The 22,637-nt window shown below is 57.7% G+C and carries 16 protein-coding genes; 11 read left to right on the top strand and 5 right to left on the bottom strand.

Translation table 11 applies throughout. The features are described 5' to 3' along the window. Positions 1-18 precede the first annotated feature (18 nt). A complete protein-coding gene (locus NQ230_RS20940) occupies positions 19-1,062 on the bottom strand; it encodes a GlxA family transcriptional regulator (RefSeq protein ID WP_228057851.1) in 1,044 nt (347 codons plus the stop codon). Between the two features lie 176 nt (positions 1,063-1,238). Here NQ230_RS20940 and NQ230_RS20935 point away from each other — a divergent pair, with 176 nt between their 5' ends. From NQ230_RS20935 to NQ230_RS20900, 8 genes are all read left to right on the top strand, one after another. Further along, positions 1,239-3,137, top strand: a complete 1,899-nt coding sequence (locus NQ230_RS20935; RefSeq protein WP_257258973.1) for a beta-ketoacyl synthase — start codon at positions 1,239-1,241, stop codon at positions 3,135-3,137. Between the two features lie 91 nt (positions 3,138-3,228). Further along, positions 3,229-3,639, top strand: a complete 411-nt coding sequence (locus tag NQ230_RS20930; protein WP_024907308.1) for a membrane protein — start codon at positions 3,229-3,231, stop codon at positions 3,637-3,639. 25 nt (positions 3,640-3,664) lie between these two features. After that, positions 3,665-4,492, top strand: a complete 828-nt coding sequence (locus NQ230_RS20925; RefSeq protein ID WP_104949582.1) for a hypothetical protein — start codon at positions 3,665-3,667, stop codon at positions 4,490-4,492. A 43-nt stretch (positions 4,493-4,535) separates the two neighbouring features. Further along, on the top strand, positions 4,536-12,272 hold the full coding sequence (locus tag NQ230_RS20920; protein WP_257261356.1) for a type I polyketide synthase: 7,737 nt from the start codon (positions 4,536-4,538) through the stop codon (positions 12,270-12,272). Beyond that, the gene (locus NQ230_RS20915) at positions 12,269-13,285 is read left to right on the top strand and encodes an arylesterase (protein ID WP_257258971.1); all 1,017 of its coding nucleotides are present in this window, start codon (positions 12,269-12,271) and stop codon (positions 13,283-13,285) included. The genes NQ230_RS20920 and NQ230_RS20915 overlap by 4 nt, the downstream gene beginning before the upstream one ends. 1 nt (position 13,286) lies before the next feature. Further along, complete coding sequence (locus NQ230_RS20910; protein WP_257258969.1) at positions 13,287-14,342, top strand: 2Fe-2S iron-sulfur cluster binding domain-containing protein; 1,056 nt, start codon at positions 13,287-13,289, stop codon at positions 14,340-14,342. Continuing rightward, positions 14,336-15,505 carry an alkane 1-monooxygenase gene (locus NQ230_RS20905; RefSeq protein ID WP_213822757.1) on the top strand — a complete coding sequence of 390 codons (1,170 nt, stop codon included), beginning with the start codon at positions 14,336-14,338 and terminating at the stop codon, positions 15,503-15,505. The genes NQ230_RS20910 and NQ230_RS20905 overlap by 7 nt, the downstream gene beginning before the upstream one ends. Further along, complete coding sequence (locus NQ230_RS20900; protein ID WP_257258968.1) at positions 15,498-16,445, top strand: alpha/beta fold hydrolase; 948 nt, start codon at positions 15,498-15,500, stop codon at positions 16,443-16,445. Before NQ230_RS20905 ends, NQ230_RS20900 begins: the two co-directional genes overlap by 8 nt. Here the strand turns inward: NQ230_RS20900 and NQ230_RS20895 are convergent. Beyond that, the gene (locus NQ230_RS20895) at positions 16,413-17,072 is read right to left on the bottom strand and encodes a 4'-phosphopantetheinyl transferase family protein (protein WP_257258966.1); all 660 of its coding nucleotides are present in this window, start codon (positions 17,070-17,072) and stop codon (positions 16,413-16,415) included. The two genes, NQ230_RS20900 and NQ230_RS20895, sit on opposite strands and share 33 nt — an antisense overlap. A 150-nt stretch (positions 17,073-17,222) precedes the next feature. Next, positions 17,223-18,071 carry an SDR family oxidoreductase gene (locus NQ230_RS20890; protein ID WP_257258965.1) on the bottom strand — a complete coding sequence of 283 codons (849 nt, stop codon included), beginning with the start codon at positions 18,069-18,071 and terminating at the stop codon, positions 17,223-17,225. A gap of 84 nt (positions 18,072-18,155) precedes the next feature. On the opposite strand from NQ230_RS20890, the gene NQ230_RS20885 reads away from it, so the two are divergent. Continuing rightward, positions 18,156-18,542, top strand: a complete 387-nt coding sequence (locus tag NQ230_RS20885) for a winged helix-turn-helix transcriptional regulator (protein ID WP_023334278.1) — start codon at positions 18,156-18,158, stop codon at positions 18,540-18,542. A 98-nt stretch (positions 18,543-18,640) separates the two neighbouring features. Here NQ230_RS20885 and NQ230_RS20880 read toward each other — a convergent pair whose 3' ends face one another. Continuing rightward, positions 18,641-20,584, bottom strand: a complete 1,944-nt coding sequence (locus NQ230_RS20880; RefSeq protein ID WP_121424868.1) for a bifunctional 2',3'-cyclic-nucleotide 2'-phosphodiesterase/3'-nucleotidase — start codon at positions 20,582-20,584, stop codon at positions 18,641-18,643. A gap of 190 nt (positions 20,585-20,774) precedes the next feature. Between NQ230_RS20880 and cysQ the strand changes: the two genes are divergently transcribed. Then, entirely contained in the window at positions 20,775-21,515 is a 741-nt protein-coding gene (gene cysQ, locus NQ230_RS20875) for a 3'(2'),5'-bisphosphate nucleotidase CysQ (RefSeq protein ID WP_257258958.1), read from the top strand. On the opposite strand, the gene NQ230_RS20870 is transcribed toward cysQ, so the two are convergent. Further along, entirely contained in the window at positions 21,509-22,066 is a 558-nt protein-coding gene (locus tag NQ230_RS20870) for a YtfJ family protein (protein ID WP_213822763.1), read from the bottom strand. The genes cysQ and NQ230_RS20870 overlap by 7 nt on opposite strands. Positions 22,067-22,390: 324 nt before the next feature. On the opposite strand from NQ230_RS20870, the gene NQ230_RS20865 reads away from it, so the two are divergent. Then, a complete protein-coding gene (locus NQ230_RS20865; protein ID WP_008501430.1) occupies positions 22,391-22,597 on the top strand; it encodes a DUF1107 domain-containing protein in 207 nt (68 codons plus the stop codon). Positions 22,598-22,637 lie beyond the last annotated feature (40 nt).

Here is a 22,637-nt window from a genome sequence, read left to right as displayed (position 1 = left end):
ATCAGAGATGACCGGCGTTTATGCACTAAACATCTTTGCCCGGACGGTCTTACGGTAATCCCCCGGTGAAACCGTTGTTTTATGCTTAAACTGGCGATTAAAGTGCGCAATATCCTGATATCCAACCGCATTCGCGATCTCCTGAATGCACAGATTGGTGGATTGCAGCATTGTCATGGCGGATTCAATTCTGGCGGTTAATAAATACTGCAGAGGAGACATGTCGGTGGCATTTTTAAAGCGGCGATTAAAGTTGCGCAAACTCATGCCAGCCATATCTGCAAGACTTTGCATGGATATATCCGAAGCGCAGTTGGCTTTTATCCAGATTTGAATTTGAACAATGTCTTCATCCGGATGGGGTTTGTTTTCTTCACTGTAGCATTGACGCTCAAACTGGCTACGAATCTCATGGAAAAATGTCCGTTGGGTATGTGTGGCTACCCGTTTCCCGTATATCGTTTCTATAAAATGGATCGTCAGGTCTGATAGGGCCTTAACGCTTGCGGCGCAGAAAATATTATCGGCCTGAGTGAGGAAATGTTTTGTTTGTAATTTTACGGTGGGGTAGTCGCGCGCGAATTGTTTGAAGTAGTGCCAGTGGGTGGTGGCGGGTTTCCCGTCGAGCAGTCCCGACTCCGCGAGAAAGCAGCAGCCCGTTCCGACGGCGGCGATGCGGGTTCCTCGCGCGGCCTGCTCGGTCAGCCATTCCAGAAGTTCAGGCTGTTGTCTGACCACTCCGCGAGGATTGCGCCACAGGGCAGGAAGATAGATAACGTCATAGTGTCTGTCTGCGGCAAGGGTGGTATCGGCGGTAATGCTAAAGCCACTGTGCGTCAGGATGGGCTCGCTGTTTATGCCAATGGTATTCACCTTCAGAATATTCTCCGGGCGACAGAGCCTGAAGGGTGACTTCTCCGGTTTGTGCGTGTCTGCATGGGATGTTGTTTTTTGCTCAGCTAAATAGCTACTGGCTGCGGCTTTCCACATTTCAATCGGAAGACTGAGACCGGAACTTAGCATGCGTTCGCATAACACAAATCCTATTTGTGTATTTGTCATTTTTGATTAATACCTGTTTTGACTATTATTTTTGGTAGCTCATCGTTGTCCTGGCCAAAAAAGTCAGCATTTTGGCTGGATTTTCATATTAGCTTTTGTTGGTAATTTGTAAACTAATATCTGAAATTATCGCACTTACTTAACAAAATAAATCCACGACCACTACAGGATGAATTATGGTGAAATTACCCGTAATAACGGCTTTTGGCGGCTATGGTCCAGCTGGTCGTAGTTCTTCACATCATGCATTTCGTCGAATGATTATTGAGTCATTATCGGAAGAGGAAAGGCAGGAGACGTTATTATCGTTAGCCATCCTGATGGGCGTGCTTAAATATGATGAGGGCGGGTATTGCGACATTTCCGGTAAAAGATTTACACCTGCTCAGGCCGCCGCGAGGATAAAAGACGAGGCGCTTGAGGGGACCCTTATCAGAAAAATCACGCGCGACTATTTTGATGTCGATGCTATCGCCAGCCATGCAAAATTGAATATGGTTTCAGGCGAAGAAGGGTTCAGTTTTAATATATCTGCCAGACAATTACCTTACCCCTTACCGGCGGGATGGCACGTTGAAGAATTAGCGGATCAGCGTGTTCGTATTACCGTTCAGGGAGAGATGGACTGTAAAATTGAGGCGTTGCTGCGCACGGAGGTGCAGGCTGCCGGGCTGTTGCCGCAGGGATTCCGCCCGGGCGACCATTACAATTCGCAGTTCCATCCGCGGGCGTTACAAATGGCGATTGTCGGGGCGTCAGACGCCATCAACGCCCTGGGGATCCCGTGGCGAGAGGTGCAGGCAAATATCACGCCGGATCAGCTCGGCGTCTATTCGGGCAATATTATGGGACAGCTCGACGATTATGGCTTTGGCGGGATGCTGCAGTCGCGCCTGAAAGGCCATCGCGTTAGCGCCAAGCAGTGTCCGCTGGGCCTGAACAGCATGTGCGCCGATTTCCTCAATGCGTATGTGCTGGGTAGCGTCGGCCATACCAGCGCCACGCTGGGGGCATGCGCCACGTTTCTGTATAACCTGAATGCGGCGGTTGAAGATATCAAAGCGGGGCGCATTCGCGTAGCCGTCGTGGGTAGCGCCGAAGCGCCGGTCACCTCAGAAGTGATTGAAGGATTCGATGCCATGGGCGCTCTGGCAACGGAGAGCAAGCTTAAGCATATTGATGAAAAGGAAACCGCCGACTGGCGCAACAGCAGCCGCCCGTTTGGCAACAGCTGCGGTTTTGTAATCGCGGAATCCAGCCAGTATGTCGTGTTAATGGACGACGAGCTGGCGCTGCAGCTTGGCGCAGAGATCCACGGTTCGGTGGGGAATGTCTTCATCAACGCTGACGGCTTTAAGCGTTCTATCGCGTCACCGGGGCCGGGGAACTACATCACCATGGCGAAAGCCGTAGCCTCTGCGGTATCGATGGCCGGGATGGAGACGGTGCAGAAGGGTTCGTTTATTCAGGCGCACGGTTCAAGCACGCCGAAGAATTGCGTCTCCGAGGCGGATATTTTTGACCGCGTTGCGCAAGCCTTTTCGATTCGCGACTGGCCGGTGACGGCGGTGAAATCCTATCTCGGTCACTCCCTGGGGCCCGCCAGCGGCGACCAACTGATCGGCTGCCTCGGCGTCTTCCGCTACGGTATTTTGCCGGGAATTAAAAGCGTGTCGCACATCGCGCCGCAGGTGAACAACGCACGCTTAACCATTCCTCTTCAGGACTGCAAATTAGAGGAAGGCCAGGGACAAATCGCCTTTATAAATTCAAAAGGCTTTGGCGGTAATAATGCCACGGGGGTGGTTTACTCGCCAAAGCTTACCCATCAATGGTTGCGCAAACGCTATGGGGAAACGGTGTTTGCGGAATATCAGCAGCGTAACCGCCAGGTGCGACGTCAGGCTAACGCGTACGACGAGGCGGCTTCGCAGGGGGAACTCAATGTCATTTATCTGTTCGGACAGCAGGGGATAAATGAGGAAGATATAAAGATTGATAGGAATGGCATCACCATTCCCGGATTTGAAAAACCGATAACGTACGCGACGGATAAAGAATACCCGGACTTTTAATCGTTATATCTGATTTTATTATTAATAAATAAAGGTGCTTGTATTTTCTCAGGCGCCTTACCTTTGTGCACCACTAAACAGGAGAAAGAGAGTGGCTAATCTCAGTGCAATACTGATTGCCTTTGGCTGGAGCGGTATTGTCGTTGGCATAATGATGGGCGGATTAATGGGGATGTATGCGTTTAAGGGACCGTTTCGTGCCCCCAAAGGACATGAAAACTATACCGATTTAAACCGCAGAATGTTAAGGCTGGCACATATTGCCTTTATTATGCTGCCGTTAATATCCATGCTCTATGGCATGTGTATTGATGACCTCGCCGTGTCTTATACCTATAAATATTATGCCGTTATTTGCATGATGATACTTTCGGTAGGTATTCCGGTTCTCCTGATTGCATCGTGTTTTTATCTGCCATTTAAATATGTGCAGGTTATACCGTTTAGCTGTGGAATGTATGCGTTAGTCGTAATGGCAATTGGCAGGGTTTCAGCCCTGTAAACTATCACCTACCTGAGATATAAAAATGAAAACGTTACTGAATACCCGCCAGCTGGGTCGGGACGCTATTGTCGCGACCGTAGATAAGCACGTTTATACAGAAAACCGCGCATTTGCCAACAGGCTTATTGACCGGATTGAATCCCATCCGCTGATGCGCAGCCCTATATTGTCAAAAATGAACAGCGGTGAAGTCGATCTTCAACAGATGCGCGTATTCCATCTGGAGTTTTATCACGCTTTTGCGCAAGTCTTTACCGATGCCGTTATTGAAGCGTTAAGCGCGGCGAAACAGCTGGAAGCTCCGCTGGGCGCGCAGGCGAAAATGGCGGCCCGTTTTCTGCTGCAAATCAACCTGCTGGATGAGCTGGGCTTCCACCCTGGCGAAGACGCCGAGGGTAATTACAACGGCCAGCCCGCGCTGGCGCACTACGTGCAGTTCTTTACGACCATCCAGCAGCTGGGGATGACGGAACACGAGGTGAAATCCTGGCTGCCGATGTCCAGCTCCCTGGCCTGTCGCGCAACGTTTGAAAACGCCTATGGCGACTATACCCAGCTGGTGGGTTTGCTGGCGGTGGCCGAGACCGTCTTCCATGACTTCGCCACGCCGTGGGCCAAAGGCGTTGATAAAGCGACGGATATTGACGTCACCAAGGGCTATCACAGCATCCATGTAGAAAGCGAAACGGGAGAGTCCATTGAAGATGGTCACTCCGAAGATGCATGGATCCTGTTCTGCCAGGCGCTGACTGAAGACCGCTATGCCGAGATGGAACAGCGCGTCGATCTCTGGCTGAAGGTATGGAACGACTTCTGTAACGACCTGCTGGCTGGCCGCGCCGGAAAATAATCTTTTCACCCTCATTACATTTGAAAATATAGAGCGAATTATGATGCCGTCTCATCAGTTGTTTAACAGGGGATATCATTCCTTCAACCAGCTTTTGCCCGAACTTGCTGTTCAACAGACTACTCAGACGGCATTTGAATTCGTCCGCAGCGCCAGAGATATTCACAGCCAAAGCTATGACCAGTTACACCAGCGCGCCGCGTCGCTTGCACAAGCTTTAATGCAATACGGGCAGCGGGGCGACCGGGTAATATTGCTTTATCCGGATGGCGAAGATTTTATTGGCGCTTTTTTTGGATGTCTTTATGCCGGCAGGGTGGCGGTTCCAGTCCCGATGCCCGCAAAATCGTCAGGAAGCGCGTGGGAGCGTTTCGCCGGAGTATTACGTAATGCGCAAACGGAATGTATTGTTACGACAGCAAAGGGAGCAGAAACGCTAGGCCAGCTATCACTTCCGTTATCCCCGCTTATTTTTACCTTCGACAAACCAGAAACAGCCGCGCTACCTGCGGGCTATCGTCTGCATCATCTTGAGCGCACGTTCTCCGGGGCATTTCACCCCGTTCCGGTAGCAGAAAACGATCTGGCTTTTTTACAGTACACCTCGGGCTCGACGGGCTCTCCGAAAGGCGTGATGGTGACCCATGGTAACCTGTGGGCTAACTCGCATGCCATTCACCGCTTTTTCGGCCACCACAGCGAAAGCCGGGGCACGATCTGGCTGCCGCATTTTCATGATATGGGGCTTATTGGCGGGCTACTGCAGCCCGTGTTTGGCGCATTCCCCTGCCGAGTGATGTCGCCCATGATGCTAATGAAAAACCCCCTTAACTGGCTCAAGCAGATTTCCGACTATCAGGCGACGACCTCCGGCGGCCCTAATTTCGCCTACGAGCTGTGCGTGCGCAAGATTGGCCGGGAGCAGGTTGAGGCATTGGATCTTTCTCACTGGGATGTGGCCTTTTGCGGCGCAGAGCCGATTCGGCCCGCCACGCTCCAGCAGTTTAGCGAACACTTTGCGCCCGCAGGGTTTCGGCCCGGCGCGTTCCTGCCCTGCTACGGCATGGCGGAAACCACGCTCATCGTCACCGGAATGGACAAAGGGCAGGGGCTCCGCGTTTCCGACGAGGCCGGTGCGGTGAGCTGCGGGCAGGCTCTGACTGATACCGAGGTGCGTATCGTCGATCCTGACCACCATCAGCCGCTTGCTGACGGTGAGAGCGGCGAAATATGGCTGCGTGGTCCGAGCGTTGCCGCAGGATACTGGGACAATGACGCCGCCACGCGCGAAACCTTTCAGGCGTCTCTGGCTGGCCATCCGCACCCGTGGCTGCGCAGCGGCGATATGGGGTTTCTCCAGTCCGGTCATTTGTACGTCACCGGACGGCTCAAAGAGCTGCTGATTATCAACGGTCAGAACCACTATCCGACGGATATAGAAGAGACCATCCGTCAGGCCGATCCCGCGCTGGCGGAAGCGACGGTTTGCGTGTTTGCCAGCGAAGCCGAACGCCCGGTTGCGCTGCTTGAGCTGATGACGCGTCATAAAAATGACCTCGATATGGCGGCGCTTGCTCCGCGTATTACCGCGGCGGTAGCAGAGCGTCACGGCATTACGCTGGATGAACTGCTCCTTGTCGAGCGAAGGGCAATCCCCCGCACCACCAGCGGGAAATTACAGCGCACCCGCGCAAAAGTGATGTATCAGCAGGGGATCCTGGACGTGGCGTGGCGCAGCCGCCAGGCCGCGTCTAAACCTGCCGTAACCGAGGGGGAAACCCCACCCGCTCTGGCGGCGCTGATTGCCGGGATAATCAGCAGCGCGATGAATACGACGATCGGCGAATCCCAGTGGGATGACGCGTTTACCCGCTTTGGCATGAGCTCTCTGCAGGCCGTGGGCGTTATTGGCGAGCTCGAACAGCGGCTGGGCCGCGAGCTCTCTCCGGCGCTGATTTATGACTACCCCACCATCAATCAGCTGGCGGCCGCGCTGGGACAACCCGCTGCGGCCCGGCCGGTCAGCTCAGCCGTCGCAGAGAGCGCCATTGCGGTGATCGGCATCGGCGTGGAACTACCGGGGCATAGCGGCGTAGAGGCGCTGTGGTCGCTGCTGCAGCAGGGCCACAGCACGACCGGCGAGATCCCGGCGCACCGCTGGCGTACCTCGTCCCTTGACGGTTTTAACCGTAAAGGCAGTTTTTTTGACGAGGTCGACGCGTTCGACGCAGGCTACTTTGGCATCTCTCCCCGTGAAGCCGTCTATATCGATCCGCAGCATCGTCTGCTGCTAGAAACCGTTCAACAGGCGCTAACCGATGCCGGTCTTAAGGCGTCATCCCTGCGCGGTAGCGATACGGCGGTCTTTGTCGGGATCAGCGCCAGCGACTACGCGCTGGCCTGCGGCGATAACGTCTCGGCCTATAGCGGCTTAGGCAACGCGCACAGTATCGCGGCCAACCGAATTTCTTATCTTTATGATTTAAAAGGGCCAAGCGTCGCCGTCGACACGGCCTGTTCTTCCTCGCTGGTGGCGATTGAGGGGGCAATGCAGAGCCTGCGGAGCGGACGTTGCGCCCTGGCCATTGCCGGTGGCGTTAATCTGGCGCTGACGCCGCATTTGCAAAAAGTCTTCACCGAAGCACAAATGCTGGCCCCCGACGGCCAGTGTAAAACCTTTGACGCCCGCGCGGATGGCTATGTCCGCGGTGAAGGGTGCGGCGTCGTGGTGCTCAAGCCGCTGACCCAGGCGCTGGCGGATGGCGATCGGGTTTATGCCACGCTGGTGGCGAGCGCCCTGAATCAGGATGGCCGCAGCAACGGCATTACCGCGCCAAATGGCCCATCGCAGCAGGCCGTCATCCGGCAGGCGATGGCGGACGCCGGGGTGGATAGCGATAAGATTGACTATATCGAAGCGCACGGTACGGGAACGGCGCTTGGCGATCTGATCGAATATCAGGCGCTGGAAGCGGTGTTTGCGGACCGGAAAAAAACCGCACCTGTCCTGGTGGGCTCGATCAAAACCAACATTGGCCACCTGGAGGCGGCGGCGGGCGTGCTGGGTGTGGTGAAAGCGTCCCTGATGTTGCACTACCGGCAATTCGTTCCTCACCTCAATTTCCAGCATAAAAACCCGCATATAGCGGCGATTAGCCGTCATGTTGAGGTGAGTGGCGCGCAGCCTGCCTCATGGCATGCCGATGGCGAAGCACGCTACGCGGGCGTAAGCAGCTTTGGCTTCGGCGGTACCAACGGTCACGTGATTTTGCGCAGCGCACCAGCGGTGGAAAAACGCCAGGAGCCCGCTGCGCCGCACGGCCTGCTTCTGATCGGTTCACATGATGAAGGGGCGTTTACCCTTCAGCGGGAGGCGGTCAAAAAAGGGTTATCTAAATGCCGGGAGAGCGATATCGCCACCTGGTGTCGGCTGGTGAATACCCGCTACGACGCGGCCCGCTATCGCGGCGTGGTGTACGGCGCGGATCGCGCCCAGCTGGCGGAAAGCCTTGCGCAGCTCACGGCCTGCAAGGCGGGTAAAGCCCAGCCCCAGGTCTGGCTCTTCCCGGGGCAGGGCACCCAGCAAATCGGCATGGGTGCCGAGCTGTATCACCATCTGCCGCACTATCGCACCCAGTTTGACGCGCTGGCGACGACCATCCAGCAGCGCTATCAGATTGATATCACGCAGGCGTTGTTTGCCCGAGACGATAGCTGGCAGCGCTGCGCCAGAACGTGTCAGCTCTCCTTATTTGCCTGTAGCTACGCGCTTGCTCAGAGCGTGATGCAGTTCGGCCCGCGTCCGGCAGCCGTGATGGGCCACAGCCTGGGAGAGTACTGCGCGGCGGTTATCGCCGGCTATCTCTCGCTGGACGACGGGCTGGCAATGGTTCATCAGCGCGCGCTGCTGATGTCAGCCCTGACGCAGGAAGGGGCGATGGCGGTCGTCTTCAGCGGCGAAGCCGACGTCCGTCAGATGATTTCCCCCTGGGCGGGCGACATTGATATTGCCGCATTCAATACGCCGACGCTGACCACCATAGCAGGCAGCCAGACGGCGATTGACGCCTGCCTTCAGGCCATTTCTTCTCAGGGTGGTCACGCCAGAAAAATTAAAACCGCCAGCGCATTTCACTCCTCGATGATGGATCCGATCCTCGGTGCCTGGCGCGAGTGGCTGGTCAACAACGTCACCTTCACCCGCGGGATGATCCCGTTTTACAGCAACCTGAACGGCGAGGCGTGCGACTGCACCGACGCCGACTACTGGACCCGGCAAATTCGCCAGCCCGTGAGTTTCCTACAGGGCGTGCAAAACGTGCTTGCGCAGGGGGAGTTCACCTTTATCGATCTGAGCGCGGACAGTTCGCTGGGCAAATTTGTGACCGCAACCGACCGCCGTCACCGGGTGCTGGCCGCAGGCGATCGGCGACATGAGTACAAATCACTGCTGACGCTGCTGGGTACGCTGTGGCAGCAAGGGCACGACATCAACTGGAGCGGGCTTTACCACGCGACCACGCGGGAGGCGCTAGCCCTGCCCGCAATCCAGTTCTGCCGCAAACGTTACTGGCTGGCGGGTGAGACGCCAGCGCAGACCCCATCTGCAAAAGAGGACGCTATGTCAAATCAACACCATTTAGCCGCTGAAATAAAAGCGATTATTGCCGGTTTTCTTGAGGCGGATCCCGCCGCGCTTGACGACTCTCTGCCCTTCCTGGAAATGGGGGCGGACTCGCTGGTGCTGCTGGATGCCATCAATACCATTAAAGACCGCTACGGCGTGGCCATCCCGGTGCGGGCGCTGTTTGAAGAGCTCAATACGCTGGATGCGGTGATCGGTTATGTGGTGGAGCACGCGCAGCCAGCGGCGTCTGCGGCTTTGCTCAGCACCCCGGAAACCGCCGGTCAGGCGACACCGCCTGTCGTGGCGCAGCAGGGCGCCAGCAGGCCGGTGCCTGATACGGTTCAGGATCTGATTGCCCGCCAGCTGGAGCTTATGTCCCAGCAGCTCACGCTGCTCAACGGCACGGCGAAGGCTCTCCCGATGCCAGCCGCACCCGCGACGCCGGACGTTATCGCGCCTGCGCCTGTCGCGACCCCGGCCGCACCGGTGAAGGCCAGCGCGCACAACAGCTGGTTTAAAAAAGAGACGAAAAAGGTATCCCTGGGCGCTGAGCGAGACCAGCATCTGGCGCAACTCACGCAGCGGTTTGTCGATAAAACGGGCGGGTCGAAACGCAATGCCCAGCAATACCGCGCAGTGCTGGCGGATAACCGGGCCTCTGCGGGCTTTCGTTTATCCACCAAAGAGATGCTTTACCCCTTAGTGGGGGAACGCTCTCAGGGATCGCGCATCTGGGATGTCGATGGCAACGAGTATATTGATTTTACGATGGGGTTTGGCGCTAACCTGCTGGGGCATGCCCCGGACTGTGTACAGCAGGCGGTAGCCGACCAGCTGGCACAGGGCATGCAGATTGGGCCGCAAAGCGCGCTGGCGGGCGAGGTGGCAACGCTTATCAGCGAACTGACCGGCCAGCAGCGCGTGGCATTTTGTAACTCCGGCTCTGAAGCGGTAATGAGCGCCGTGCGCCTGGCGCGCGCCGTGACGGGGAAAAATAAAGTCGCGCTGTTTAGCGGCTCGTATCATGGCGTGTTTGACGGCATTCTTGGGCGACAGCAGGGGGGCGAAACCCCCGAGCGCGCCACGCCGATTGCCGCAGGCACGCCGCCATCGCTGGTAGACGACCTGCTGGTGCTCGACTACGGCAGCGAAGAGAGCCTGGCGCTTATCGCCCGCTATGCCGCCGAGCTGGCGGTGGTGATCGTTGAGCCGGTGCAGAGCCGTTATCCCGATCATCAGCCGCGCGAATACCTGCATACCCTGCGTGAACTGACGACAGCCCACAACATTGCGCTGATGTTTGACGAGGTGATCACCGGTTTCCGTCTGGCGGCCGGTGGCGCGCAGGCGTATTACGGCGTTCAGGCGGATATCGCTTCCTACGGAAAGATTGTCGGCGGCGGTATGCCTATCGGCGTGATTGCAGGCTCTGCCCGCTTTATGGACAGTATCGACGGCGGATTCTGGCAGTATGGCGATGACTCCTGGCCGCAGGCTGAACTGATCTTCTTTGCCGGTACGTTCTCCAAGCATCCGCTGACCATGGCGGCAAGCAAAGCCGTGCTGGAGTACATCAAAGCCCATCCGGCGCTCTATGACGACATCAACCAAAAAACCGCGCGTCTGACGATGTCGCTAAATACCTGGTTCTCTGCAACCGGTACGCCGATTGAGATCGTCTCTGCCGGCAGCCTGTTCCGTTTCAAATTCAACGGCAACTACGACATCCTCTTCCACCACCTGATGCTGCGCGGCATTTTCATCTGGGAAGGGCGTAACTGTTTTGTCTCGGTCGCACACGCGGACGAGGATATCGATCGGTTTATTGCGGCAGTGAAAGAGAGCGTTAGCGCCATGCGCGTGGACGGCTTCTTTGGGGAGGCGGGATTGCGCCCCGACACGCGTTATGCCGCTGCGGACAGCCAGCAGCGTTTTCTGCAGCTGGCCGCGCAGGATGAAAGCGGACTGTTGGCCGGGACGATCGGCGGCGTCATTGAAACGCCGCGCAATGTAGACAGCGACATCATGCGCGCCGCCTGGAAACTGCTGTGTGAGCGCCATGACGCGCTGCGGATGCAGTTCACTGACGCAGGCGAACTTCAGGTGGCCCTGGCGCCCACCGTCGACGTCTGCGAGGAATACGCTGCGCCTGCCGCCTGTCTCGCTGATTTTGCCGCGCGTCCTTTTGATCTTACCGCCGCGCCGCTGGCTCGCCTGCTGCTGGTCCGCCATGAGGGGAAAACCACGCTCGCCATCTCGGCACATCATTCGGTGGCGGATGGCTGGTCGTTTATGGTGATGCTGCGCGAGCTGCTGCATCTTTACGATGCCCTGGCGTCGGGTAAACGTCCTGAGCTGGCGGCTGCGGCAAGCTATCTGCAGGTCATCCGTGCGCAGAACATCGTCAGTGAGGCGGAGCTATCTGCGCGTATTGCGGCGCTTCCTGTGCGCCGGGCAACGCCAGATGCTCTTACCGTGCTGGCCCCCTCCCGGACGTATCAGGGGCAGCGGCTGGTACAGCGCCTGTCGTATCCGGGCCTGACCGGGCAGCTGCGCAAAGCCTCTGCCGAGCTGCGGGTGACCCGCTTCGCGATGCTGAATGCGCTCTTTACCCTGACCCTGGAGAAGGCGTTCGGCCAGGCTCCGGTGCCGGTCGGCGTGCCGGATGCCGGGCGGGATTTCGGGCAGGGCGACGCGCTTGTCGGCCAGTGCGTCAGGCTGTTGCCGCTGTGTATCGACAGCGCTGTCTGCGCGTCGGTGTCCGGGGTCGCCAGGGCAATCCATGACGGTATCCTCGCCCTGCGCGGCGAGCCCGCAATGCCGTCACGCTGCTTCCACGGTCAGGATGCGCCGCTTCCGCTGCTGGCGACCTTTAACGTCGAGCCGCATGCTCCGCTGGCAGAAATGCGGCAGTGGGAGGCCAGCCTGTCGCTGCTCCCGATCGGCGCCGTCGAATTCCCGCTGATGGTTAACATTCTCGAGACGAAAGAGGGGCTGTCCGTCGAGCTGGATTACCAGATGCGCTATTTCACCGAGGAACGTGCCCGCGCGTTACTGGCGCATTTCCTGAAGGCGATAACCGTGCTGGCCGAGCAGGGAGAAGAGGCCGCCGAAGCATTATTCTCGTCGTCAGAGGCGCTGGCCGCATCATGAAAAAGCTGACGATTATCGTCCTCGCGGGTGCCGTGCTGGCGTTCGCCGTAAACCTGCTGATCGATGCCGGACTGTTTTATCGGGTGCAGGAGAGCGGCGGGTTACAGTGCCAAAAAATAACGGGCATTAAGGGCGCGGAGGATATCGCTCCCTTATCGGACGGCGGGGCGATAGCCAGTAGCCTCAACCGACACGGCAGCGCGCCCGGGGCGCTGTATTACCTCAACGGCAGCGACAAGCCGCAGCGGTTGGCTGGCGACTATCCGGATACCTTCTTCCCGCACGGCATCGATGTCTGGCAGCAGGAGGGCGAGACGTGGATCTACGTGGTGAACCACCGCCCGCAGGAGGACAGCATTGATGTGTTTCGCTTTAATCGCGCGCAGATGCGTCTCGAGTATCAGCCCGCCCTGTCGCGCGCGGTCGGAAACAATATCAATGATATCAGCGTCATTGATAAAACCCGCTGGCTGCTGACGCGGGACCACCGGTGGAAGGGCTTCGCGGGACGCGTGGAGGACTATCTGCGGCTGCCGCTGTCCAGCGTTCTGCTGGCAGACGAGGCGGGGCTGCATACTCTGATTGATGGCCTGCATTTTGCGAACGGCATTTACTACAGCCGAGCGCGGGGGCGTCTGTACGTGGCGGAAACTACCCGCGGCGCGGTGAGCAGCTGGGCGTGGCAGCCGAACGAGGCTGCGCCCGTCCTGCTGGGGCGCTTCAGCGGTCTACATGGCGTCGACAATATCCTGCCGGACGGGCAGGGAATGCTGGTGGCGTCGCACCCGCAGCTTCTGAAGCTGGCCGCCTATCAGAAAGATGCACAGGCGCGTTCACCGTCCATGGTGTGGCGGCTGACAACCGGCGCTCAGGGGGAGATCGATCAGGCCAGTATGCTCTATCAGAGCCACGGCGAGGCGCTGGCGGCGGTCAGCGTCGCCGCGCCAGTGGGCGGAAAGGTGATGATGGGCAGCGTCTTTGACGACGGGCTGCTGCTGTGCGGGGAGCAATAAAATGCTGAAGAGATGGTTTTCCCGACGCGGTCATTTTCAGGGGACGCTTGAGGGACGGGTATTCCCCCTGACGTCCGGCCATACGCTCCTCGAAAGCGCGCTCAACGCCGGTGTTTCCCTGCCGTATAACTGCCAGGTCGGCTCGTGTAAATCCTGCCTTTGCCGGGTAACGAGCGGCAAGGTGCGTTCGCTTGTCGACCTGAGCTATTTGCTCAGCCAGGAGGAGATTGCCGCTGGCCACGTGCTGGCATGCCAGTGCCTGCCGGAATCGGATGTAACGCTGGCCGCGGCATCCACGCCCTGGACGTCTGCGCAAATTACGCAGGCTGTCGCGCTCTCATCAACGGTATGGCGCGTGACGCTGCTGGCGGAGCAGGCGCTGCCCTTTCTGCCAGGGCAATACGTTCAGGTCGGTCTCGAAAAGGATAAGGATATCCGGAGCTTCTCCGTCAGCTGGCCGAGCCGGGGGCGAGAGATTGTTCTGGATATCACGCGCCGTGAAGAGGGGCGGCTATCCCCGCTGCTGTGTGATGAACGGGGGGCTGGCCGGAAGGTGTGGCTCTCAGATTGCCGGGGGCAGTTCGGCCAGCAGGATGACGGTAACGGTCCGCTGCTGGCCATCGCCAGTGGATCGGGACTGGGAACGACGCTGGGTCTGGTCCGCGCCGCGCTGGCGCGTCATCCCCACCGCGAGGTCATGCTGATCCACGCGGTTCGCAGGCGGCAGGACACATTCGACCTGCCTGAGCTGCAGCGTCTGCGTCAGCACTATCCCGGTTTTCACTTTCTGCACGCGTTATCCCGGGAGCGCGAGGTTCAGGAGCTGGAGCTGGCAGGCCGTATTACCTGCTGGCTGGACGACTGGCGTGCCCTCTATCCCCGCCGGACGGCGGTAGCCGAATGGCGCGTCGTGATTTGCGGCAATCCAGCGCTGGCGCAGGCGTGCCGGCAAAGGCTGCTTGCCGGAGGGGTGATGAGCCACCAGCTTGAAATGGACTGCTTCTCCCCGCCGGTCGGTGCAAAAAACAGTCATAACAATAAGGAGCCCGTATGTTGAGTTACCTGAGATTTGCCCTTGTCCCCTGCGTTTTTTTACCGCTAACCGCGCTAACCACCCTGCTCGGCGGCGTGTGGATCGTCGTTTCCATGCTCTGCGTGACGCTGAGCTATGTCTTTTTCGATAACGCAACCACGCACGACACCGCCGATCGCCACTACCGTCTTCCGGCGCTGCTGGAGATCATCCCGTATTTACAACTTCCGGCCGCGCTGCTGGCGTTGTTCACCCTTATCTGGCAGGCCGCGCCGGGCGATCTGCTCGGGTTTGGCGCATGGCTTTCCGCCCTGACGGGTCATAACGTCATGGCGCTGCATAACCTTGCCCTGCCGGAGCTGCTGCTTGCGGCGGCATCCACCGGCTATACCATGAGCACCAATACCGTGGTGGCCCATGAGCTTATCCACAAAACCCACAGTCTGACGGCGATGGTGGTCGGGCGCTGGCTTCTGGCGCTGGTCGGCGATGCGCAGTTTTCGATTTCACACGTCTATTCGCATCATCCTAACGTGGCGACCCCGGCGGACGGCGCGACGGCGCGTCGTGGAGAGACTGTGTATCGCTTCTTTATCCGTTCTTCTCTGTCGCAGTATGTTGAATCCTGGCAGGTGGAAGCGCAGCGGCTGTCGCAGCAGAACCGGCGCGGCGCCATGCTGGCGAACCGGGTGATGCGCGGCGTGCTGATGAGCCTGCTTATCGTGGCGGTCTGCTTCACGGCGGCGGGCGTCAGGGGCGCGCTGGCGTGTCTGGTGACCATGCTGGTGTCTAAATTCCTGTTTGAAACGGTGAATTACATCCAGCACTACGGTCTGGTCCGCCTTCCCGGCACGCGCGTGGAGCCGCGACACAGCTGGGATTGCAATAACCGGGCCTCGTCGGCCGGTCTGTTGAACCTGACGCGCCACTCCGATCATCACACCCATCCCCGTCGTGAATACTGGAATTTGCAGGCGCACAGCTACGCGGTGGGAATAGAAAAAGGGTATGTCGCCCATATTTTTTACGCGCTGATACCGCCACTGTGGTTTAAACGAATGGAAGCAAAACTCGCGTACTGGGACGAACACGTTGCCAGTGACGCAGAGCGTGCCTTGATCCGCCAGTCTGAATCATCCGCGGTTCAGTCCACTGTTCCCTGTGTTTCTGGAGAGTCCCATGAGTGAGCAATTTGATCGACTGATTGAGCAAGCCTACCAGCAGTATCGTGGACCCGCCTACCTGCGCTCTCCGATGGTTTCATGCGTGAAGGCCGGTATCCGCCTGATGGATCGGGTTGTGCCGGGGGCGACCGCCGACTGGCTGGGCAATCGGTTTTTTACGCCGCGCCGGGTGCCGACGCGTGCAGGCGATAAAGAAATGACGGCGCTGGCGAGCCGCATTGAATCTCTCCCTTTGAGTAATGGTAAACATGCGGTGGTGTACCGCTGGGGCAGCGAGGGACCTACCGTGCTGTTAGCCCACGGCTGGGAGTCGAGGGCTTCCCACTTTGGCAGGCTGATCCAGACGCTGGTCGAAAAGGGCTTTCAGGTCATCGGGTTTGACGCCCCCGCACATGGCAACGCGGCTGGACGCCAGAGCAGCATCGTCGAGTTCATTGAAATCATTGAACAGCTGGCGCAGCAGGAAGAGGGTTTTGACGCGATTGTGGCGCACTCTTTTGGCGGTTTATCCGTCATTAATGCGGTAAAAGCGGGATTGCGGACCCGCGCGCTGGTTATCGTAGGGGCACCGACGCACTTTAGCGGGCTGGTCACCAAATATGCCGCGATCCTGAACCTCCCGGCACGCCAGCAGCAGAGACTGCGTCGGTATATTGAAGGGTACTTTGGCATTGGCGAGGCGGTCTGGCAGCGCTTTAACGCCTATGAGGGGCTGCAGCAGGTCGATCAGCCCGCCCTTGTTATTCACGACAGCAGCGATGACATCGTATTGCGGGTCGAAGCTGAATGCCTGGTCAACGCCTGGCCTGGCGCGAGGCTGGCAGAGACCCACGGCCAGGGGCATAATCCGCTGCGCCGTCCGGGGGAGGGGATCGACATGGTGATGACCTATCTGGCCCCCTTGCTGACGTCAGGCAATGATCGTGATAACCCTGTCGCCTGAGAACCGATAATAGCCCTGGATCCGGCTGCCCTTTAGGCGTTGGGGGGAAAGCGTCCGGGTCAGCTCCAGGGTGATCCTCTGCTGTTCAGGCGCGATGTGGCACACGCGGGCCGCGTCAAAATCGAGGACGCGGCCAACGTCAGGATAGAGCGCTTTATAGAGACTCTCCTTCGCGGAAAAGGTCATCAATAGCGCGCTGGCTTCGTCGAACGGGCTGGCGGCAAGGCACTCCCGCTCCTGCGGTGTGGTAAACAGGTGCGCTGTCCGCTGCATCATCCCGGGGGCAAAAAACTCAATGTCGACGCCCGGCGTCAGGCCCGACGCCTCTGGGGCAACGACCGCCAGCGCCCATTCCTGAGAATGTGACAGGCTTCCCCGCCAGCCGGAAGGCCACACCGGAGAACGGTCCGGCTTACTGCCCGGCGTAGCGTCACAGCCCCAGGATCTCAGCACCCGCTGCGCGGCGTAACGTGCCGCAAGATACTCCGCCCTGCGTTTGACCACGGCGCTATCGAGCTGACCGGGAAAGGGGATGCCCCAATTATCAAAGAGTCCGTCATGGTAATCACGCGCGGTGAATGAGACCAGGCAGTAGCGCAGTGCGGGAAAAGGGTCGACGTTGCCCATCTCAACGGAGTGAAAAAAAGGGGGTGCTGAATCTGTGTTTATTGCAGTAAACATAGCGGGGTATCGGTATCTGTCGGGGGAACAGAATGCCATATAAGTGCGGGCCGGGTAAGGGGAATGACCCGGCCACAGGAAAAAACGGCCTGGCCGTTACAGAATGGCTTTAATGCTCTGCGCCAGCGGCGTAGTCGCGCGCCCGATCAGTTTGCTCAGCGTATGGCTATCGTCAAAGAGTCCCCCTTTGGACGCACCCACATCGGAGTCCGCCAGCATATCTGCCAGTCCGGCAGGCAGGCCGACGCTTTTCAGCGCGGCGGCAAAATCCGCTTCACTGAGGTTCTGATAGGTTACCGGCTTCCCGCTCTGCTTGCTGAGTTCAGCCGCCAGTTCGCTCAGCGTCCAGCCGTGGTCGCCCGCCAGTTCATAGACCTTGCCTGCATGGCCTTCTTCAGCGATCACTTTGGCTGCCGCCGCGGCATAGTCAGCACGGGTCGCAGCGGCAATTTTGCCGTCGCCTGCCGCACCAATAAACACGCCGTGTTCCAGCGCAGGCGGCGCGCTCGCCAGGTAGTTTTCGGTATACCAGCCATTGCGCAGCAGGGCATAAGGAATGCCGGACGCCGCCAGCGCTTTTTCAGTGGCAACGTGTTCAACGTGCAGACCCAGCGGGGAGTTGTCCGCATGCAGCAGGCTGGTGTAGGCGATAAATTTCACGCCTGCCGTTTTGGCGGCGTTAATCACGTTCTGGTGCTGGGTTGCGCGCTGGCCGACTTCGCTGGAAGAGATCAGCAGCAGCTTATCCACGCCGCTCAGCGCGGCGGTGAATGTGGCTTCATCCGTATAGTCCGCCTGACGAACCACAATTCCCTGCTGGCTTAAGGCCTGCGCTTTCGCCGGGTTACGTACGATGGCTACAATCTGGTTGGCCGGTACGGTTTTCAACAGCTGTTCAATAACGAGATGGCCAAGCTGGCCGGTAGCGCCGGTAATCGCGATCATGATGAATCTCCTTCGTGTTTGTCTGGTGTTGTGGCACACTAGCACCATAGCTAACTTTTAGTAAGTACGTACAAAAAGGTAAGTATGAAAACAACGATACCAACGCTCAGCGAACAAATGCGCGATGGCAATCTTTTCGCGGAGCAGTGCCCTTCACGCGAGGTACTCAAACACGTGACGAGCCGCTGGGGTGTTCTGATTCTGCTGGCCCTGCGCCAGGGAACGCATCGCTTTAGCGATCTGCGCCGTAAAATGGGCGGGGTGAGCGAAAAAATGCTGTCCCAGTCACTCCAGGCGCTGGAGCTGGACGGGTTTGTCGATCGCGTGTCGTATCCGGTGGTGCCGCCGCACGTAGAGTATAGCCTGACGCCGCTGGGTGTTGAGGTGAGCGAGAAGGTCGCCGCGCTGGCGGACTGGATTGAGGTGAATACGCCGAAGGTGATGGCGAACAGGGACGATCGTGCGGCGTAAAAGCCGGGTATGTGCGGCCTGATGCCCTCACCCTGACCCTCTCCCACAGGGAGAGGGAACAAACACCAAAAACGGCAACGTGTGTTGCCGTTTTGCTTTTACCTGCTCAAATCCACCTGATAAATCGCGAACCCGATATCATCCGTTGCGACCTGCTTCATCGGATACTGCGCCTTGTCCTTAATGAACGCGGCAGCTTTATCGGACGGTGACGTTTCGAAGCGGATATCCAGTTTCGTATCGCTGTGGATCGGCGCGAGACGCCAGTTGTTGTCCACTGCCGGATGAATTTCGCCCGCCTTTTTCGACTCCGCGCTGATCCACGCCGCCAGCACCGAGCGGTTCTCGTCCGGCGAGGCAAAGGCGATGTGGCTATCTCCCGTCCCGGCAAACTTGCCGCCGTAGGCGCGGTAGTTATTGGTAACCACCAGGAAGGTGGCATTCGGGTCAATGGCCTTGCCGTTGAAGGTCAGGTTTTTGATGCGCTCCGCCTGCGGGTTAATCGCCTGACACTCGCCGTCATATTTCGCCGGCTGGGTGACGTCAATCTGGTAGTTCACGCCGTCGATCACGTCGAAGTTATAGGTCCGGAAGCCGTCCCAGTTAATCAGCGACTGCGGCTTACTGCTGTGCGGGTCAATCTGGTTAAACTGTCCGGCAGAGCACTCCAGCCACTCTTTCACCTCCTGGCCCGTCGCTTTTACCACCACCAGCGTGTTCGGGTAGAGGTAGAGATCGGCGGCGTTACGGAAGGTCAGCTGGCCCTTTTCGACTTCAACATAGCTTGCCGGGTCATTCTTACGCCCGCCCACCTTGAATGGCGCAGCGGCTGACAGGACCGGCAGTTTTGCCAGATCCGGATCGCCCTGCACAAAGTGTTCGGCATAGGCTTTCTGCGCCATGTTGACGACCTGAACGGTCGGGTCGTCCTGAACCAGCGCCAGGAAGCTGTACATGTTGTCGGCGGATTTGCCGATCGGCTTGCTGACGAATTCGCGCGTGGCGTCGTGATCGTGCTTCAGCACGTCGACCAGCTTTTTATCTTCAGCCGCCAGAGATTTTTTAGCCGCAGCGTCGTAAATCGGGCGTGCCTCTGCTTTTGACTGCGTCACCTTCCAACTGCCGCTGTCGTTATTCAGCACCAGATCCACCACGCCAAGGTGGTCGCCCCACATGCCCGGCATCACCGACGGCACGCCGTTGAGCGTCCCTTTCTCAATGTCCGCCCCTTTGATGCTGGCGAAATCTTTGCCCGGGAAGACCGCGTGGGCGTGGCCGAACAGGATCGCGTCGACGCCAGGGACTTCACTCAGATAGTAAACGGAGTTTTCTGCCATGGCCTGGTACGGATCGGCGGAGAGACCCGAGTGGGCGACAACGACCACCAGATCGGCACCTTTTTCGCGCATTTCCGGCACGTATTTGCGCGCGGTTTCGGTGATGTCGTTCACGGTCACTTTGCCGTCGAGGTTAGTCTTATCCCACGTCATGATCTGCGGCGGGACAAAACCGATATAGCCGATTTTCAGCGTCTGTTTTTTGCCGTCCTTGTCGACGACGTTTGTCTCTTTAATCAGATAAGGGGTAAAGAGCGGCTTTTGGGTCTTAACGTCGATGATATTGGCGTTAACGTACGGGAATTTCGCACCGGCCAGCGCGTCATGCAGGTATGTCAGACCGTAGTTGAATTCGTGGTTGCCAAGGTTGCCGACGGTATAGTCCAGGGTGTTCATCGCCTTATATACCGGATGAACCTCGCCTTTTTTCAGGCCCCTGGTCGCCATGTAATCCCCGAGCGGACTGCCCTGAATGAGATCGCCATTGTCGACCAGCACGCTGTTTTTCACTTCGCCACGCGCCGCATCGATCAAACTTGCCGTGCGTACCAGTCCGAATTTTTCCGTCGGGGTATCTTTGTAGTAATCGAAGTCCATCATGTTGCTGTGCAGATCGGTCGTTTCCAGAATACGCAGATCTACCGTCGCCGCCTGCACGCTTGCTGCAATCAGCGTCGCCAGAAGCGTTGCACTAAACTTAATCATCAGAGGAGTCCTTTTTTCGATGCAGACCACAAAAGAGTATGTATCTATAACTTGTTGCTTACAGAAATGTGAATCCTGACAGAAAAAAGTAACCTGAAACCGGAATTGCTTCACAGATAGCGGAATTGTTCACATTACGATATAACTAAAACAAAGAGTTAACCTCACTGCGTTAACAAAGAGGTGGAAAATGCTAGATAAAATTTGTCAGCTCGCACGGGATGCGGGAGATGCCATCATGCAGGTGTATGACGGCAGTAAACCTATGGAGGTGGTCAGCAAAGCCGACGACTCTCCGGTCACGGCGGCGGATATTGCGGCGCATAAGGTGATCCTGGAAGGGTTACAGGCCTTAACGCCGGACATCCCCGTTCTGTCAGAAGAAGCGCCGCAAAGCTGGGAAGAACGCCAGCACTGGCAGCGCTACTGGCTGGTCGATCCGCTCGACGGGACAAAAGAGTTCATCAAGCGCAACGGTGAATTCACCGTCAATATCGCCCTGATTGAGAAGGGCAAAGCGGTGCTGGGCGTGGTCTACGCGCCGGTAATGAAGGTGATGTACAGCGCCGCAGAAGGAAAGGCGTGGAAGGAAGAGTGCGGCGTGCGCAAGCAGATCCAGGTGCGCGATGCGCGTCCACCGCTGGTGGTGATTAGCCGCTCGCACAGCGACAGCGAGCTGCAGGAGTACCTGCAGCAGCTGGGTGAACACCAGACCACGTCGATTGGCTCATCGCTGAAATTCTGCCTGGTGGCAGAAGGCCATGCGCAGCTATACCCTCGCTTTGGGCCAACCAACGTCTGGGATACCGCGGCAGGTCATGCCGTTGCCGCGGCCGCCGGGGCGCATGTTCATGACTGGCAGGGCAAGCCGCTAGACTATACCCCGCGCGAATCCTTCCTCAACCCCGGCTTCCGCGTCTCTATTTATTGAGCCAGCAGCTTATGCAGCAGGTCGACAACCTGCTGCACCTCTTGCTGGGTTAACGCGCCGTCTTTCGCCCACTGTACGCGGCCCTCTTTATCCAGCACGACAATCGCGGAGCTCTCTTCCTCAAGCTGCCAGGCCTTACGGGTTACGCCGTTGCTGTCGACGATAAACTGCGACCACGGGTAGAGCTTTTTATTGCTCTCAAGGCTTGAGCGCACAAACATCCCGGAGCCCGGGATGGCGTCGTCGGTATTCACGATCGTGGTGGTCTGGTAGCGGTCGTGAGGGAATTTTGCGGCCTTGATCGCTTCCACCAGGTTGGCATTTTTCTCTTTTGCGGATGTACGACCGGCAATATGTTGTACAACTCTCACTTTGCCCGCGAGCTGCGCGCTATTCCAGGGTTTGTAGCTAAACTTATCATTGTCGAGAATCAATTCTCCCCGGTCAGCAATGCCGACTGGCGGTACACGTTGTCCTTTTTCAATGTTGTGAGCGGAAGCCCACAGGGGCAGCAGCAGGCAGGCTGCTGCAAGGATATTACGTAGGGTCATGGCGTTTCCTTATTGTTTGCAGGTGATCCGACCACTTGGTCTTGCGCTTTTAATCATAAGTGCGATCAATGAGGTTTTCCCGCAATCCCGATGCCAGTTTGCGGGTGAACGCACATATCCATGAAAAAACGACGGCTTATACTGCTCTCAGTCACGCTTTGCAAAGATTATTCTGAATAATTGTAATCAAACGGTAAATAAACTTATGCACACTGGGTAACACCTAAGTTCTGGTCTATAGTCATTGGGCATCAAAATTTGCGCTCAGGACAGTCGGGCCGATTGTGGCACCGCAAGAGCGTATGATTCGCAGGAGATACAAGAATGAAAATTTTCCAACGCTACAACCCGCTTCAGGTGGCGAAGTACGTGAAGATCCTGTTCCGTGGACGGTTGTATATCAAGGATGTTGGCGCTTTTGAGTTTGATAAGGGCAAGATCCTTGTCCCAAAAGTGAAGGACAAGCAGCACCTGTCTGTGATGTCCGAAGTCAACCGTCAGGTTATGCGTCTGCAGACTGAGATGGCTTAACCAACGTGCTATGCAGTAGTTAAAAAGACGGCTCCCAATG

This window comes from Enterobacter asburiae, from assembly GCF_024599655.1.
Classification (GTDB): Bacteria; Pseudomonadota; Gammaproteobacteria; order Enterobacterales; family Enterobacteriaceae; genus Enterobacter; species Enterobacter asburiae_D.
This window is presented reverse-complemented; position numbering and strand designations above follow the sequence as displayed.